The sequence below is a fragment of the Undibacterium sp. 5I2 genome, assembly GCF_035019605.1.
Classification (GTDB): Bacteria; Pseudomonadota; Gammaproteobacteria; order Burkholderiales; family Burkholderiaceae_D; genus Undibacterium.
In genome coordinates this window covers 42,011-59,680 of sequence record NZ_JASJVS010000014.1, presented here as the reverse complement: position 1 = coordinate 59,680, position 17,670 = coordinate 42,011, and the positions used below count along the sequence as shown (strand labels likewise).

At 62.4% G+C, this 17,670-nt stretch carries 15 protein-coding genes; all 15 read left to right on the top strand.

Annotated features, from left to right (window positions below):
- The first annotated feature begins 258 nt into the window (after nt 1-258).
- Nucleotides 259-4,293: a helix-turn-helix domain-containing protein gene (locus tag QN359_RS07310; RefSeq protein ID WP_322248630.1), complete on the top strand. Its 4,035-nt coding sequence runs from the start codon at nt 259-261 to the stop codon at nt 4,291-4,293.
- Between the two features lie 198 nt (nt 4,294-4,491).
- Nucleotides 4,492-5,313 (top strand): abortive infection family protein, encoded by an 822-nt coding sequence (locus QN359_RS07305; RefSeq protein ID WP_322118373.1) that lies wholly within the window; start codon nt 4,492-4,494, stop codon nt 5,311-5,313.
- A gap of 379 nt (nt 5,314-5,692) precedes the next feature.
- Nucleotides 5,693-6,199 (top strand): RadC family protein, encoded by a 507-nt coding sequence (gene radC, locus QN359_RS07300; RefSeq protein WP_322248631.1) that lies wholly within the window; start codon nt 5,693-5,695, stop codon nt 6,197-6,199.
- 571 nt (nt 6,200-6,770) lie between these two features.
- Entirely contained in the window at nt 6,771-7,598 is an 828-nt protein-coding gene (locus tag QN359_RS07295) for a DUF932 domain-containing protein (RefSeq protein ID WP_322248632.1), read from the top strand.
- A 910-nt stretch (nt 7,599-8,508) separates the two neighbouring features.
- Nucleotides 8,509-10,479, top strand: a complete 1,971-nt coding sequence (locus QN359_RS07290; protein WP_322248633.1) for a ParB/RepB/Spo0J family partition protein — start codon at nt 8,509-8,511, stop codon at nt 10,477-10,479.
- Nucleotides 10,480-11,069: 590 nt separating this feature from the next.
- The gene (locus QN359_RS07285) at nt 11,070-11,375 is read left to right on the top strand and encodes a DUF736 domain-containing protein (protein ID WP_322125617.1); all 306 of its coding nucleotides are present in this window, start codon (nt 11,070-11,072) and stop codon (nt 11,373-11,375) included.
- A gap of 706 nt (nt 11,376-12,081) precedes the next feature.
- Nucleotides 12,082-12,426, top strand: coding sequence for a DUF2958 domain-containing protein (locus QN359_RS07280; RefSeq protein WP_322248634.1), 345 nt, complete (start codon nt 12,082-12,084; stop codon nt 12,424-12,426).
- A 308-nt stretch (nt 12,427-12,734) separates the two neighbouring features.
- On the top strand, nt 12,735-13,082 hold the full coding sequence (locus tag QN359_RS07275) for a DUF2958 domain-containing protein (protein ID WP_322248635.1): 348 nt from the start codon (nt 12,735-12,737) through the stop codon (nt 13,080-13,082).
- 276 nt (nt 13,083-13,358) lie between these two features.
- Entirely contained in the window at nt 13,359-14,105 is a 747-nt protein-coding gene (locus QN359_RS07270) for a DUF7011 domain-containing protein (RefSeq protein WP_322248636.1), read from the top strand.
- A gap of 134 nt (nt 14,106-14,239) precedes the next feature.
- The gene (locus tag QN359_RS07265) at nt 14,240-14,533 is read left to right on the top strand and encodes a helix-turn-helix domain-containing protein (protein WP_322248637.1); all 294 of its coding nucleotides are present in this window, start codon (nt 14,240-14,242) and stop codon (nt 14,531-14,533) included.
- 22 nt (nt 14,534-14,555) lie between these two features.
- The gene (locus QN359_RS07260) at nt 14,556-15,446 is read left to right on the top strand and encodes a replication initiator protein A (RefSeq protein ID WP_322248638.1); all 891 of its coding nucleotides are present in this window, start codon (nt 14,556-14,558) and stop codon (nt 15,444-15,446) included.
- 205 nt (nt 15,447-15,651) lie between these two features.
- Entirely contained in the window at nt 15,652-16,290 is a 639-nt protein-coding gene (gene parA / locus QN359_RS07255) for a ParA family partition ATPase (protein ID WP_322248639.1), read from the top strand.
- A complete protein-coding gene (locus QN359_RS07250; protein ID WP_322248640.1) occupies nt 16,287-16,532 on the top strand; it encodes a chromosome partitioning protein ParB in 246 nt (81 codons plus the stop codon). The genes parA and QN359_RS07250 overlap by 4 nt, the downstream gene beginning before the upstream one ends.
- A complete protein-coding gene (locus QN359_RS07245; RefSeq protein ID WP_322248641.1) occupies nt 16,529-17,062 on the top strand; it encodes a DUF2840 domain-containing protein in 534 nt (177 codons plus the stop codon). Before QN359_RS07250 ends, QN359_RS07245 begins: the two co-directional genes overlap by 4 nt.
- A complete protein-coding gene (locus QN359_RS07240) occupies nt 17,059-17,568 on the top strand; it encodes a S26 family signal peptidase (protein WP_322248643.1) in 510 nt (169 codons plus the stop codon). The genes QN359_RS07245 and QN359_RS07240 overlap by 4 nt, the downstream gene beginning before the upstream one ends.
- Nucleotides 17,569-17,670 lie beyond the last annotated feature (102 nt).

Below are 17,670 nucleotides of genomic sequence, written 5' to 3'. Positions count from 1 at the left end.
GTATGGCTTCCTCTCCTCATCACTACTGCGCATCGCGTCCGTAGCGCTACCTCCAGCGTAGGCGCACCCCGCAACCTCGTCGTGTCAGGCAAGCGACGACGCCATCAAGCTCAATAGAAATGGCTGCGAGCGCTGGGCGCTCATGCTGAAGATGACTTACAGCATGACATCAGGAGCAGCTTTACGACGATCATTGACAAAAATTCCGTACTCATATAATGTGTTGCACATGTCATACACACAAAGTGAGTATTGAAAATGAAACTTCCTAAATACGAAGCGCTAGGCAAGCGGATGTGCGATCTGAGGATGGCCATAGGCATAGCAACGCAGGCCGAGCTCGCTCATCACCTCGGCATGTCCCAGCAAACCGTTAGCCGCTGGGAAGCGGGAACTTCCCGGCCCCGCACCAATGAGCTGTCAAAGCTCGCTGCGGTGCTCAAGGTTGACGTAACGGAACTGACGAACGCCGCAGGGTATGCCCCTGAGGTGACGACGGTGTCTTTCGATCGGCTGCTTCCGCTCCCAAGCCTGCTGCCCGACAGCTTCGAATACTTCTGCCTCGATCTTCTCGCGACCCACCACCAAGGAACAGCGGACGTACACTTGGCGGGAAAGACGGGCCACAAGCAGTACGGCATCGACATTGAGGCGCAGTTCGCCAACGGCGACCTGCACACGTACCAATGCAAGCGCGTAGCGGAGTTCGGCCCCGAGAAGGTTAAGAAGGCGATCAAGGACCAGACGATCGCCGCGAAGAAGAAGCACCTCCTCCTCTCCCGCGTCGCCAGTCCCGACGCGCGCGGCGAAATCAAACGCGTGCGTGGATGGGACCTCTGGGACCAAGTCGACATCACACGGGTCTTCCGCACCCTGCCGAAGCGCGAGCAGGTGCGCATCGCCGACATCTACTTCCCGACGCAGCGCTTCGCGCTGACGGGCGAGCTGGCCGCAGGGCCGTGGCAAACGGTAGAGGCGTTCTTCGCGCCGCAGCTCGTGGAAGGTCGTGTTTTCAATCAGCGCTGGGAACTCGTAGGCCGCAGAACGGAACTCGATGGGCTCGCGCACGCCTTCGCAGATCCCAGCGTACTTGCGGTGAGTCTGATCGGCCGTGCAGGTGAAGGGAAGTCACGGGTGCTGCGTACTGCCCTTGAAGCGTTCGCTTCGCAGTACCCGGGCGTTCGCGTGGTCGTAGCCTCGCCCACGGAGGAAATCACGGCGAAGAGCCTTGAGGATTTGGGGGCTGGCGAGAAGCTGCTCGTTGTCGATGACGTTCATGACCGCAGTGATTTGGTCCAACTCATTCGCTACGCAGCCGACAGTCGCTCCCAGGCGCGTTTACTTCTGGTCTATCGGTCGTATTGGACCGATGTCGTACAGCGCGAACTGGCGCGCTACGGACTGACGGGAAACCTGACCAGGTCGATCACACTGGGCAAGCCAACGAAGCAGGACGGGATCGCCTTAGCTACCCAGGTGCTCTCCAAGAACGGGGCGCCGATCGAGTCCGCCAAAGAGATCGCGGCCGTGGCGTACGACAGTCCGCTGGCCGTCGTAGTCGGCGCGCAGATCGTCGCCACCGAAGGACTGCACCCGGAGCTGTTCGGCTCGAATGAGGTCTTCCGAACGACGGTGTTGAAGCATTACGAGAAAGTCATCGCGCAGGGAATCGCGCAGGGGAAAGACCAAGAGCGCGTGCATGCGATCCTTCGCGTGCTGGCGCTCATCCAGCCCGTTGTCCCTGACGACAAGCACGTGCTGGAACTGCTCGCGAACATCGAGGGGATCGAGGCCCCCGATGCGTCACGCTTGGTGCGACTCCTTGTCGATGCTGGGGTGCTCTTCAAACGGGGCGCTAAATACCGGCTGTCACCCGATCTGCTGGCCGACTCGATCATCGAATCGGCGTGCATCACGGCAAGCGGTGCTTCGAACGGCCACGCCGAGAAGGTCTTCGCCGCATCCATACCCGAGCACAAGGAGCATGTACTGCTGAACCTCGGGCGGCTCGACTGGCGGCGGAACGAAGGAGACGCATCTGCGAGCACGCTACTCGACGGGCTGTGGTCGCTGCTCGCATGGGAAGACGACTACGTGCATGCACAGGTAAAATCTGCAGCTGCGGCGGCGTACTTCCAGCCTCGACAAGCCCTCGCCTTCGCTCGACGACTGATTGACGGCGGGCATGGGCAGGACGAGGACGTGTGTCGCATCGCCCATGGCGCGACGTACCATATCAACTACCTCGCCGATGCATGCTCGCTGCTCTGGGAAGCCGGGCAACACGATGCACGACCGACGCACCAGCATCCGAACCACGCGATTCGACTCCTGATAGAGCTTGCGACGCCGGAGCCTCGGAAACCGGCCGAATTCGTCGAGGGCGTTGTCGATTTCGCGCTATCGCTCCTCGACTACCCGGAGAGCTGGAACGGACCGTACACGCCATTCGACGTGCTCAAAGGCGCCCTCGCGACCGAAGGTCGCTTCACGTCCGCTGCCACGAGCCGCGAAATCACGATCTCGACGTACGCGGTCCAGCGCGAGAGGGTCAAACAAGTGCGGCAGCGGATCATCGCCGAGCTACTCTCAAGCCTCTCACATACGAATCAGCGCCGCGCCTTTCTGGCCGCACAGCATCTCGCCGATGCCCTCCGCGGGCCTATCGCCGCTCAGCCCGGCATCGCTGACCCCTGGGGCGACGAATTCCTCGAAACGCTCGAAAGGATCGATACGCTGCTCGGCACAGCAGACGTGCCCGCAACAATCCTGCTCAGGGTCGCGGAGTCAGTTCATTGGCACGCGTTCTACGGTCCCGCGCGTACCCAGGCGCCGGCGCGACGGATTCTCGCTCGCCTCAGTCGCGACCTCGTCACGCGCACGATCCGCGCGTTCATGGACGCCTGGGGTACGAATACGTGGCCGATGGAAGAGAACACCGGCCGCCCGCAACACGACGCGGACATCGACGCGCTCTGCCTCGAACTTGGAGCGCAGTACCCTGAGCCGACCCGACTCGCGCAATTCCTGCATGACCGCTTGGAGGACATCACCCGCGCGACCGGCTCCCCGAACTACGGGCCCGCCCAACTCTTCCTCGGTCGCCTGCTGCAATCGAACCTATCGCTTGCCCGGCATCTCGTGCAAGCGTATCTGCGTGGCGAAAGTTCTCAGCTCTCTCCGCACGTTGGGCGAGCCCTGGGAGTCCTGCTGACTAGCGCCCGTGAGGAAGTGTCTGCATTGATCGAGGAGTTACTCGCGAAGAGCGACTCGCAGCTTCAGATGGTTGCGGAGGGCTATCTGTTCGCGTCCAATATCGCCCCGTATTCTGAGCTCGACCTTGTCGCGCTGAAACGTGTCTTCGCCAGCCGCGAAGGGGCGGTCCTCTGGTGCGCGCCGCGCATCGCGCACGAGGTAGCGCGGACAGACAAGCGGCTGGCAATCGAGCTCCTGGCAAGTGTCGACATGGAAAACGCACTGCGCTACGCGCGCGACTTCTTCATGTGGATTGTTCACGAAGAGACGATTCCGTTCGATCTGATCCGCGACGACCAGTTGCAAAGACTGATCGGCGGTCTGCGCCACGCATCTCGCCTAGACGATCACTGGGTCAACGCGTTCCTGAAGAAGGTTATTCGACGGGCACCGGGCTTGGTCCTCGAATTGGCTATGGCGCGCATCGACGATGCGATAGCCTCCGACGATTGGCAAAAGCAACCCCTTGGTGGTGTCCTTCATGACCGGGATGCGCTCAACCTCATGTCCCTATCTGAGGGGCCGGCGCTCCTTCGCGGCCTGCTCGACTGGGCGCTCGCCCGGATCGGTGACTACACGTTCAGCTACCGCTTCGCCGAACTCATGCAGTCGCTCTGCAGTCCGTACGGTGCGGTGTGCGTCGCGACCATGGAGGACTGGTTCACCGGTGGCTCCGCCGAGCACTTGAAGGTCGTTACTGCAATTCTTCGCGATGCCGGCCCTCGCTTCATCCATGCCAATGAGGGATTCGCAGCACGAACGCTGAAGGCTGCGCGTGGCATTAGCCGCAAGGCGCATAAGGATCTTTCCTCAGCGATCTTCGCGGCCAGCGTGAGTGGAGTCCGTTCGGGGGCACCCGGCAAGCCGTTCGATGCTGATCTCGAACTCAAGCAGATGGCGGAGCAGCGTCTGGCGCACCTTGCAAAGAGCGACGCGACATTCGAGCTCTACCGAGACCTCCGGGACTACGCTGCCCACGCGATCGAACGCCAGCTTGAGGAGGGGCGCAGCATGGACGAGGAGGATGCTGATGCCTGAAATCGGCGCGCTCAGCGCTCTGTCTCGCTCAGAGTTGTGGGATGGAATTTTTGAAGGTTCCGTCTTCATCCGATTCTCGTTTTGGCTTTTCGTTGGCGGTCGTGCCTAAACGTCCGTTCGGCGCTGCGCGTCGTTCGCGCCGCCAACTTGCCGAAGGTCGGCGGCCGACCGGTTACCTACTCACCAAAGGGATGCACCATGGCCGATTTGTCTTCCATAGAACATCGCAAACTCGAACGGCTATTTCGCATGGGTGGCGGCTACGTGCTCAATTTCACCGATCGCACATTCAGCGAGTTTTTCGAGGAACACACGCGCCGTGACATCGATACCGCTGTCTACCGCGAGCGTGGTACTTCCAAAGCCAACCGTATGCGCGGATTCTGGAAGGTCGAAGGCAACCACCTGGTCGGCAAAGTAATCCAAGCGCTGATCTTGTACGGTCAGGCTGAGAACTGTTTGGGCGACGAGCCGGGATTGACCGAACTGACCGACGATTGCTGGAAAATCGCCAGCCGTATGATGCGCGACACACCCGTCGCCGAACTGGATGCACTGACCGCCACGGTCGACGAGCGCGACTTTGAAACGGTTGCTCAACATGTGCGCGAAGCCATCGAGAAAAACCAGCCCGAAGCGGCTCTGGATCGGCTGCACACGTTCGTCATCAAATACGTGCGCACACTGTGCGAGCAGCGCGGCGTTGAAGTCAACCGCGACAAAGCCTTGCACAGCATTTTCGGCGAATATGTGAAACGCCTACGCGACGCAGGTCACCTTGAATCGGTGATGACCGAGCGCATCCTGAAATCCAGCATTTCTGTGCTCGAAGCCTTCAGTGACGTTCGCAACAACAAGAGCCTGGCCCATGACAACCCAATCCTCAACTACGAGGAAAGCCTGCTCATCTTCAACCACGTTGCCAGTTCGATTCGCTTCATCAAATCAATCGAAGCCAGAACGAAACACGCGACTACGCCGATAACGATCGTGGCACCCGACGACGATTTGCCGTTTTAATTCGTCCGTATCGATATTCGACCAAACAGCAATATTTACTGTGCAGTGAATTTTGTTGAGCGATGCCGGGCGTCCCGGCGTTGCCGCCGTCGGGCTCGCGGGCGTTGCCCCGCGCCTCGTGCCGAGTCACGGCCATTCGGCATTGATCCCTGACGCCTCCGGCCCTTGGGCCTGCGCGCGCCGCTTGCCGTAAAGGCGGTGGAGTGTGTGGGGTGGTCTTGCTGTTCCCTTCAATGTACCACGCCGTTCTCGCCGTCAAGGGCTGCGCGTGCCCTGCACGCTGGCGTCCATGCGGCCGTCTGCGACCCCTGACTGCTTGCGCTGCGGCGTGTTCCTCCGGTTCCAGGCAATTCCGCCCGATTCGGACTGGAGCACGATCATGTCGCAACTTACTCATTCTCTCGATTCTTCCCTTCTCGTTCGCGATGTCACAGGCGACTACCGTCCTGCCAATGCCGACGAGGTGTTGCAGGCTGCGCAGCGTGTACTCGCAGGACAAATGCGCGACTGCGAAGTCCTGAACTCGCCGCAGGTGGTGCGCGACTTCCTGCGGGTGAAGCTGGGGGCACTGGAGCACGAGGTGTTCGCCGTCATCCATCTGGATGCACAGAACCGTGTCATCGAATACGTCGAGATGTTTCGCGGCACGGTGAGCCAGACATCGGTGTATCCGCGCGAGGTGGTCAAGGAATCCCTGGCCAGAAACAGCGCTGCGTTATTGCTGGTGCATAACCATCCGAGCGGTTCAACCCAACCGTCGCGCGCCGACGAGACGCTCACGCAGGCGCTGAAGTCGGCACTGGCGCTGGTGGACGTGCGCGTGCTGGATCACTTGATCGTCGCTGGTGGCGACATCCTGTCTATGGCGGAACGCGGGCTGTTGTAGCCCGAGGGGGCGTTGCCCCCTTTTTTTGCTGCGTCCCTGACATCCAGTAAAGGCTGCGCGCTACGCTTGCCTCCAGGGGTCGGCTGACGCCCACCCCGCCGCGCAGGCTTGGCGCCCCACAGGACCGCCGAACAGGCTGCGCCTGATCGGCCAGCACACAACGTCGATTGCGCGCCACGCGCTTTGCCCACTTCCAGTCAGGCGTGCTTGCTGCACGCAGGGGCGCTCGCCGCGCGGCGTTGGTTTCAGCGCATCCCCTGGCCCATCGACCGCTGTTCGTCTTTCCCCAAGTTCATCGCTTTCTCCCGCGACCTTAGCCTGCGGTGCCTGGCCGTCAAGGCGCGCAGGGCCGAGTCCTCGCTGCACTGCGGGCCGCACCAACCCTGCGCTTCTTCCTTGACGGCCATGCCCTCGCAGGCCCGGTTTTTCGCGGGCGATGAACTCAGGAAAGACGGCGGCAAACAGGGACCGGCCCAGGTCTCTGCGCCGAACCAACCAAAGCCACAACGGGCTCCGAATCTTGGAATCCGGTCAGCTTTGAAACCACAGCTTCAATCACAGGAGAAAGACCATGCAACTCAGTTCCCGTTTCGCTTCCCGCTCCCCCATGCTGCGCGCCGATCATCCGCTGTCGGATGACCAAATCCGCAGCGTGGCCCCGTCCATCTTTGCCGACGACAAGCACGAAAGCCGCTCAGACCGTTACAGCTACATAGCGACAGGCGCGGTGTTGTCCGAATTGCGCAAGGAAGGATTCCAACCCTTTATGGTGTGCCAGACCCGTGTACGCGATGAAGGCAAGCGCGAGCACACCAAGCACATGGTGCGACTGCGCCATGCCGACCAGATCAATGGCGCGGAGGCCAACGAAATCATTTTGTTGAACTCGCACGATGGCACCAGCAGCTATCAAATGTTGGCGGGCATGTTCCGCTTCGTCTGCAAAAACGGCTTGGTGTGCGGCGACACCGTGGCCGATCTGCGCATTCCGCATAAAGGCGATGTGGTCGGGCAAGTGATCGAAGGCGCGTATGACGTGCTGGACGGTTTCGACCTTGTGCGCGAACGCCGCGACGAAATGCGCGCCATTACGCTGGACCGAGGCGAGGCCGAAGTGTTTGCCCATGCGGCGCTGTCCCTCAAGTACGATGACCCGACCACGCCCGCACCCATCACCGAATCGCAGCTATTGACGCCGCGCCGCCGCGATGACGACCGGCCCGATTTGTGGAGTGCATATAACCGCGTGCAGGAGAATTTGACGCAAGGCGGATTGCATGGACGCACCGCCACTGGGCGCAAGCACAGCACCCGGCCTATTCAAGGCATTGACCAGAACGTCAAGATCAACCGGGCTTTGTGGATGCTGGCCGAAGGCATGAAGCGGCTCAAGGCTTGACCGGCTGAATCAACGAGGGGACGCAATGCCCCCTCGACATTGGAGGCACACGGGGCAACGGCGGGCGGTCAGGCCGCCGCGCGCCCATCCGTTCCGTCTGGGCGCACGGCGGCGGTCGCTACGCGACCACTCGATGGCTGTAGATATTCGCCATCGTTAGCATGGGAACCCGCCGATAGGTGCCAGATGCTTCGCATTAAATAGTTCGGCAATCCTGCCTGAATTGTCGTTGCGTCTCCCGGCATAGCCGGGCCGCGCTGTCGTGCGTGGCATCGAGCCGCCATAGCGTCTCGCCCCTCTCGGGCTTTCATCGTTCCCTCCCTGTGGTCGGCTGACGCCTGCGCACTGCGTTTGCCCTCCAGGGGATCGGCTATGCAGCCCATCCCCGCCGCACTCTGTTTGGCGCCCCTGCAATGCCGCCGAACAGGTTGCACCTGATCGACCAACAGCCATCCATCCAGGCGTGCCTTCGGCACGCAGTGGCGCTTGCCGCGCGGCGTTGGATTCAGCGCAGCCCCTGGCCCATCGGCCGCTCTTCGTCTTTCCCCTAGTTCATCGCTTTTTCCCGCGACCGTAGCCCGCAGTGCCTGGCAGTCAAGGCGCGCAGGTCCGAGTCCTCGCTACGCTGCGGGCCGCACCAACCCTGCGCTTCTTCCTTGACAACCAGCCCCCCGCTGGCCCGGTTTTTCGCGGGCGATGAACTCAGGAAAGACGGCGGCAAACAGGGACCGACCCAGGTCTCTGCGCCGAACCAACCAAAGCCAACACCGGGCTCCGAATCTTGGAATCCGGTCAGCTTTGAAACCACAGGAGAACGCGCATGCAGATACCGACACCGTGAATCGACACCGAGTTTTGTTCTTCCATTTTTTGTTTTCTTTCATCCCGACAAGGGACAGGAGCTATCACCATGAACACCATTACCCATCAAGAAGTCGAAGCCCTTGAAGCCGCTACACCCTCGCAAAACATGCTGCTGGTGCCGCTGTCGCAGCTTCGCCCATCCAAGCGCAATGTGCGCAAGACCTTGGGCGCTTCCATTACCGAACTGGCCGCAAGCATCCAGCGCGTAGGCCTGCTACAAAACCTGACCGTGACGCTTGCCAGCGATGGCGCACATTACGAAGTGGTGGCCGGTGGCCGTCGCCTCGCTGCATTGAAACTGCTGGCGAAGAAGCGGCGCATTGCCAAAGATTACGCGGTGCCTTGCCTGCTGGTGGCCGATGCCTCGGCCCGCACCGCCAGCCTGACCGAGAACGTGCAGCGCGAAGCCATGCACCCCGCCGACCAGTTCGAGGCATTCGCCGACCTGATCGCGGAAGGTCGACCCATCGAGGATATTGCCGCAGACTTTGGCGTGACCCCATTAGTGGTGCAGCGCCGTTTGAAACTGGCAAATGTCTCACCGCGCCTGCTGATCGACTATCGCGCCGATACTGTCACGCTCGACCAGTTGATGGCGCTCGCCATCACGGACGACCACAGCGCACAGGAGGCGGCGTTCTATGACGCGCCGCAGTGGCAGCGTAGCGCACAGGCGCTACGGGAGCACCTGACCGAACGCGAGATCGACGCCACGCGCGATGCGCTGGCGCGCTTCGTTGGCATCGAAACCTACGAGGCCGCAGGCGGCGGTGTTCGGCGCGACCTGTTCTCGGACGACACACGGGGCGTGTTCCTCTCCGATGCGGCATTGCTGGACACCTTGGCGCGAGACAAACTTGCAGCCGCTGCGGACAGTGCCCGTGCGGAGGGTTGGGCATGGGTCGAAACGGTGCCGCGCATCACATCGGCGGAACTGCACGGGTTCCAGCGTGCCCGCCGTGACCGGCGCACGCCGAACAAGAGCGAGGCCAAGCGCATCGCCAAGCTGCAATCGCGGCAACAGGCCATCGACGACAAGCTGAATGCCGACGATGCCGAGGACATCGCGGAGGAAGAAGCCGCGCCTCTCTACGAGGAAAGCGACAAGCTTGGCGCGGAACTTGACATCATCGAGCAATCGCTGTTGGTGTTTTCGCCCGAGGTGCTGACGATGGCCGGGGCTATCGTGGCTGTCGATCATACGGGCGAAATCATCATCCATCGCGGCCTGTTGCGCGAGGCCGAGGCCAAGGCATTGCGGGCGCAGGAACGGCAAGGCATACAGGCTGGTGGTGATAGCGAAGGCGAGGCACTGCAACCGACCACGCCGAACATTTCCGAGAAGCTGGCGCGGCGCTTGAGCGCACACCGCACGGCGGCGCTGCAAGCGGAAGTCGCCCGCCATCCGCAAGTGGCGCTGGTGGCCGTGGTGCATCGCCTCGCGCTGCGCGTGGTGGTCGATGGCTACCGCTCGGACGATTCGCCGATCAACATCAGCGCTTCGCCGCAGGATGGACTCGATACGTTCGCGCCAGACGTGGCGCAGTCGCCCGCCCTGATCGGTTTGCGGGAAGTACGGCAGGCGTGGGCGGCACGGCTACCCAGTGACTCGGACGCACTGTTCGCGGAACTGCTGGCGTTGCCTCAGCCGGAACTGCTGTCGTTGCTGGCGGTGTGCGTGGCTACGACGGTGGGCGCGGTCACGCCACACGAAGACAAATTGCCTGCATTCGCACTGGCGCAGGCGGTGGGCCTTGACATGCATCCGTGGTGGACACCGACCGCCGACGGCTACTTCGCCCATGTGTCAAAGGCCAAAGCCATCGAGGCGGTGCAGGTATTTGCGCCAGAGCATGCGGCGCGGCTGGCCAAACTCAAGAAAAACGACTTGGCCAGCGAAGCGGAACGGCTGGCGGTGGGCACGGGTTGGCTGCCGGTGATGTTGCGGGCAGCGGTACAGGAGGCACCAGCAGAAACGCTCCCGGATGCTGAGACGGACGAGTCAGCAAGCGAATAAGTAAGCGAATAAGCCGACAGCCCCAACCAATTCCCAAAAACGCGCCCCGCCGCACAGGCGGGACGCCGGAGTGCGACAGCTTTTGCTGCGCCCGCTTGCACAATGACGCACCGCCCCCGACGCTGCCGGGCAGCGTCGCCAGAAACGACGGCGGGTCACAGACAGGCCGTCCACCATGCCCAGAACCATCCCCACCGCAATCGATCAAGCCCGCGCCAATGCGTGAGGAGCGTTCACCCTTGGTGATTCGGAAATGACCTTGATGATGAATGGGTGCGTGGCGGCGCAGCGCCTGTGCTGAGATGCCGGAGCCATGCTGCCTTCCGGTGAGGATCGCACCCAACGGCGGCCTTGACTTGTCGTGAATCCTGGCGCGGCAGCGGCTACGCCTCGGGCTTCATGGCTGCAACCGTCCGGCGCAACGATTTTCCCCGGCACGGTGTGCCTTCCTCGCGCAACAAAATCGCCGCGCCTCCCGGTCCTCCACGCTGTTGCGGCCGCTTTGCGGTGCAGCCCGCCCGTACCTCGCCCTTTGGATCACCGACAAGGCCGCGATGGGCGCGACCTTGATTCACCGAAAGGAAATCATCATGGCAAACATCGGCATCTTTACCGCACAAAACGACAGCTTCACCGGCACGGTTCGCACCCTGACGCTCAACGTCAAGGTCAAATTCGTTCCCAACACCAAGGAGAGCGACAACGCCCCGGACTACCGCATCGTCGCCGGCAACTTCGAGATCGGCGCGGCGTGGAAGAAAGTCAGCAAGGCGGAGCGGCCCTACCTGTCGGCAACCCTGGATGACCCGTCGTTCCCGGCGACCATCTATGCCCGCCTGGTCGAAGGCGAGGTCGGCGCGCACAACCTGATCTGGTCGCGCAGCAAGGGCGACTGATCATCGCCCTTAGCGCCCCGTTCTTGCAGCGGGGCGCGTTTTTGCGTTCACCGTCAGCGGCTCGCGCCTCATAGCACGGGCCGTGTCATTTCATGCACTGAATCGCTGATTGACGAAGTACGGAATTGCGTGGAACCGCACTTCCGTATTCGTGCTTGAGCACAAAGCCGCTTCTACGGGTTGTCGGTTCTGTAGTTTTACGGAGAGGCGTAAAACCGGTTGTACGTTTTCATGAGTTTGGACATTGAAGGCCTTCGTGCGTCCCCGGCGATGCCGGGCCACGCTGTCGTGCTGCGCATCAAGCCGCCGATGGCGTCTCGCCCCTTCGGCTTCCATCGCTGACGCCTCCTCGCTGGATGGCGCTGCGCGCTACGCTTGCCCTCCAGGGATCGGCTTGACGCCCATCCCCGCCGCGCTGTGCTTGGCACCCCTCGCAATGCGCCGAACAGGCCGCGCCTGATCGGCCTGCAAGACCTCCTGTACTCCTGCACCATCGAACCTGGTCTGATGCCGACGCTGTTCATCGCAGCGTTGCGGCGCTTCATGACGGCGCCACTCTTGTCGTGCATGGCCGCATCACCGACCGGACAGGCAGCGCAGCTTGGCGCACGCCGCACGCCCGTCAACCGGTGTGACGGCCGCGCTATGCGCGTGCGCCAGACACGCAGCGCTCCGATCGGGAGCGTCCATTCAAGGAGTTGCAATCATGAACCTCATCACCGAAACACTGCGTGCGCAATTGCTGGCCAACGGCCAGCAGTCCCTCGACAACGAAGCCTTCGACCCACCGCCCGTCGTCAAGTTGTTCACCCCAGACGCGGGTGCGACCTGGCTGCTCACCGAGATCGACCCGGACGACCACGACCATGCCTTCGGACTCTGCGACCTGGGGCAAGGCTTCCCGGAGCTGGGCTATGTGAGTCTGGCCGAGTTGCAATCAGTGCGCGGCCGTCTTGGTCTTCCGATTGAGCGGGATCTGCACTTCGTTGCCACGAAGGCAATCAGTGCCTATGCGCAAGAAGCGCGCCGCGCGGAGCGTATCGTGACGTAGCCGTCACACGGGCGCTGCCGCCAGGCAGCGCTCTTTAGTTGCCTATTTTCCCCTCCGGGCCTGGATTGGTGCTCATTTATGGTTTTCCTGCTTGAACTTGTGGCGGGCGTGCCTATTCTGAAAACCGCATCTACGGAAATCATGGTTTCCGTACTGACGTAATTGCCAATACGTGTGCCCACGGATTCGGTGGAATCCGCTATGGCAATGTGACGCAGAAGCACACTTGACCATTCAAACTTTGACGCATCGGCGCGTTTGCGCAAAACTAATGTTCCGTTGAACGTAACCACTTGCGCCCAGCGACCATGAAACCACTCATCACCGACGATCACCGTGTTCAACTGCTAGACAACGGCGCCGCCGCCGCGCGCGGCGAGAAGCGCGACCCGCTGCCGGTTGTCAAGCTGTTCACCCTGGACGCGCATGCGACCTGGCTCTTGACCGAACTCAGTCCCGCCGACGGCGACACCGCTTTCGGCCTGATCGACCTCGGTATAGGTGCGCCGGAACTCGGCCATGTGCGCTTGTCCGTCCTGGAAGGCATTCGCGGGCCACAGAACCTCGCCGTTGTACGCGATTTGCATTTCACGCCACGGCGGCGACTTTCTGAGTACGCCCAACTGGCTCAGGCCGACGGATCGGTCAACGACTGATCGTCCTTGCTTGCCAGCGCGATGCGGCATTGCTCAGCCAGAAAGACCTGCACTGAGTGCGGCACCGCACAGATTGAATCGCCCAAGCGGGCTATTTTGAGCAAACTCGACAGGCGTGTGGATTGCGCTGGGTGCGGTGCGAATACTCGGCCCGTTGCTGGCGACCTTACTTCAATTGCAAACCTTGTTGACTCGTAGCGGTCGAAGACCGACGTGGTCTTGCCCGCCGTATTCCCATGGCGATTAAGTTCCTTCTACCCGAGAGGAGTTTGCGCCATGGCAGAGTCGAGCACTATTCAGTGGCATCCCAGTGCGGCATACCTGTATGTCCTGCACCTGGACGGCCCCGCGCTGGCTTGGGAATACCTGCGGCGCAACCCGGAATACCGGCGCGCCTGGCAACGCCACCGACGACGACCGCAACACGATGCTCTTCACTGGGGCTTGCGCCTGCTGGAAGATCCCGCGCGCGATGCACGCGACGCGTACCCCGATTGGTTTCCTGATCCGTCCTCGGTAGTCCAGGTCTATCCTGATGCCGATCCCACGGCCGATGCGCTGCTGTTCCAGCTCTGGTGCCTCCCCGGCCGCAAACACCTGATGCACGACGGCAAGCGCCTGGTGCTGACCACCCAAATCGTCAATCGCATGCTGCGCATGGCGATATCTCCCGCGCTGGAAGACGGCATGGCTTACGCCTATGCCGTGCGCGCCGGTTGCAAGCTCTCCGAGCGCTGGCGCGCCATCGAAGCCGAGCTGGCGTTGCTTGACACCGCAAAGGTGCAACCCGTTGCGATCACCACCGGCCGACCAGGCCGCGCGTCAATGCTCCACATGCGCACCCTGCAGGCGCTCGACGGCACGCTGGCCGGCGCTTCGCAGCGCGGCGTGGCCGAAGTGTTGTTCGGCATCGCCGCCGTTACGGAGCGCTGGTACGACGACGGCGATCTGCGCGCCCAGGTCCGCCGCATGATCCGGCGCGGGCAAACGCTCATGGATGGTGGATACCACCGCCTACTCTAATTCGGCAAGACCGCGCAGGGACGTTCGCGCGGCGGCGCAAAACGTCCCTGCACAACACGCCTGACTTTCCCGAGACTGCTTCCATCCGGCGGCGATTGCTTCGTCGGCGATCCTGACCGATGGAGGCACATGCCATGAGACCCGAACCGCTACCGCCGCAGCACCTACCCGCAGCCACACCCACCGCCGCCCAGCAGCCGGCGCGTTACCTGACCAACAACGAAGCCGCCGAATTCCTGCGGCTGTCGCCGCGCACGCTGGAAAAACAGCGCGTCATTGGCGGCGGACCGCGCTTTCGCAAGTTTGGCCGGCGCGTGATGTACGCCGTCATCGACCTCGAAACCTGGGCCGATGCACGCAGCTTTGAGATGACGTCCGATCCCGAATACGCCGAACAACACACTGCGCGCCGTCCTGGCGCTCGGTGACCGGCGATGGACACCGTCACCAATGGCCATCGGGCACCCCAGTCACGATCCGCAGCGCGAACAACTCGAACTGTTCCATGCCTTCTCCGGCGAGCTACCGGCACGCGACGCGCAAGACCTGATGGCCTACCCATTCTTTTCGCTGGCAAAGACCAAGCGCACGGTGCCGATCGACTTCCGCACCAACAGCGTGACCGTGCGGGTCGAAGGCACGGCCGAACATGGCCTGGCGACAATTTGGGATGCCGACATCCTGATCTGGGCAGCCAGCCAGATCGTCGAGGCGCGCGATGCGGGGTTGCGTTCGTCGCGACTCATGGCGGCCACACCCTACGAGATCCTGCGCTTCATTGGTCGCGGCACGTCGCTGCGCGACTACCAGCGCCTGAAGGCTGCGCTGGACCGCTTGCAGTCCACCAGCGTCGCCACATCGATTCGCCAAGCCAATGCGCGGCGCCTGCACCGCTTCTCGTGGATCAACGAATGGAAGGAACGTGCGGACGGCCAAGGCCGGCCGCTGGGCATCGAGCTGATCCTGCCGGACTGGTTCTATGCCGGGGTGTTCGAAGAGAGCCTGGTATTGACTATCGACGCCAACTACTTCCGCCTGACCGGCGGTATCGAGCGCTGGCTGTACCGCCTGGTACGCAAACACGGCGGCTGGCAGCGAGAAGGCTGGCGCTTCGACTTCCCGCACTTGCACCGCAAGTCCGGGAGCATGGCGCGCTTCACCGACTTCGCCTACGACCTGCGTTGCATCGTGGCGCGACAACCCTTGCCGGGTTACACGCTCGCCGTCCTGCGTCCCAGGCACGGGCCGGAGGTGCTGACCTTCCGCGCCGTGCCGTCCACGGCACCGCTGCGCCCCGGTGGCAGCTTCAATGCCGGTGCAAAGCCTGTGGACAAACGGTGAATACGCTCGTGCTATCGGGAGTGGGAATCCTCGTGCTATCAGGCGCAGTGCTGTCGTGCTATCAGGAGTGCGAACGCGTCGCAAAGCCTTGCGCAGCGCGGGTTTCGGCGTTTCCTAACTTAGGTTCTAACTTTGAATCTATAAAACTAACGATAAGAAGCCCACGCGCGCTGTGGACAAGTCGGCGGGCAGGAGGGAGCACATCATGATCATCGCACTGTTGAACCAGAAAGGCGGGGTCGGCAAGACAACCCTCGCCACACACATCGCCGGTGAGCTGGCAATGCAAGGCAGCGCCGTGATCCTGATCGATGCCGATCCTCAAGGCTCGGCACTCGATTGGACACAGCGCCGTAGCCAGAACAGTTTGCCCAGGTTGTTCGGTGCAGTCGGTCTGGCCAGGGAAACACTGCATCAGGAAGCGTCAGAACTCGCCAAGCGCTGCGATCACATCGTGATCGATGGCCCGCCCCGGATCGCCGCTCTCGCGCGCTCCGCGTTGCTCGCGGCGGACCTGGTACTGATCCCCGTGCAACCCAGTCCCTACGACGTATGGGCCAGCGCCGAGATGGTGTCGCTGATCCGCGAGGCGCAGGTGTTCCGGCCAGCGCTGCGCGCGGCCTTCGTCATCAACCGGCGTGTCAGCATCACGGTGATCGGACGCGAGGCACGCGGTGCGCTCGCGGATCAACCGCTGCCCTCGCTGTTGTCGGAGGTTCGGCAACGCATCGTGTTCGCCGACAGCGTGGCCGCTGGCCGACTTGCCCGCGAAATCGATGCAGAGAGCATCGCTGCCCGCGAGATCGCGGCACTCGCCGATGAAGTGTTGAGGATGGCGCGATGAAGAACAGCAAACGGGTTGCCATTGGTGCGCGTCCGCCTGCCGACCCGCATGCCGATGCATGGGTGCGTCAGGGCGACGGTGCGGACATCGGCAAAACCGACCTCCATACCGCCCGGCTGACCATCGACGTGACGCCGGCGCTGCGCGCCCGCATCAAGGTTGACGCCTTTACACGCGGCATCACGGTGGCCGAGATGCTGCGTGATCTGTTGGAGCATGAATTCCCGGAGAAGCAATCATGAGTGCAATACCGCAGGTGGCCAGCAACGCGCCACCCATACCACTTCCCGTGTTTTCAAACGTCACGAATAGCACGCCGCTGACGCGCGTGTCGCTGGCGTTCGTCGAACGTCGGATCAACCTCTATCTGCGCTTCGGCCATCCAGTTCGTGAGCTGCGCCTGGACCGCTGGCGGCGCTGCGCGCTGTTCCTGCCTGCCGCATTGTTCTGCCGCGTGCGCTGGGAGTCCAACGACTACGGCACGACGCGCTGGCAGCTCCTGGTGCTGCAAACCTGCACGCCACTCGATGCGGTGCAGCGCATCGCTGGCATCCAACCTGGTGCGCGCCTGTTGCTGCACGCCGAAGGCGAACAGCAAGTGCAGTCAGTCCTGCCGCAGATCGACGCCATCGAAGCGCTTGGCATCAATCCGGTGACCGTGTCGCCCGCGTACTGGCGCACGTTGGGAAACCGGCTGTCTGCGCGGCTACCACTACCTGCTTATACGGTCGAGCGGCATGCAGCTTACCTCGCAGGCGAGGTGATGCGATGAACGGCCGTCGCGCTGTAGTCGCGCTGCTCACCAGCCTCGGCATCGCTGCGCTTGCCTGGCCGTCGCTGCACACATCACTGGCGCGCATCGTCTACAACCCCAGCGACAGCGTACCGCCTGGCTGGTATCGCATCGACCCGCCTGAATCGCTACACGTCGGCAGCTTCGTGCTCGTCCAGCTTCCGGCAGACACCGCCGCACTGGCTGCGCAGCGTGGCTACCTACCCGAGCACATCCCGCTGCTCAAGCGCATCGGCGCGATGTCACCGCAGCAGGTGTGCATCGAGAAGCGCATCGTTCGCATCGACGACATACCCGTGGCTGGCGTCCATGCAACAGATGGCCGTGGCCGTCCACTGTCGGCATGGCAACAATGTCGGCAGCTTCACGGTGGTGAGCTGTTCCTGCTCAGTGCAACCAATCCGGCATCGTTTGACAGCCGGTACTTCGGTCCCGTAGCTGTCTCCGCCGTGATCGGCAGCGCGCAGCCATTATGGACGTGGTGAACATGGGAGAGGCCATGAACGTGCAGCGCTGCATACCGCTCTTCGTGCAGTCTCGCTGCACATCGTTTGCACCACGGCCTGCGGCTGAGGTGCTTCACCCGT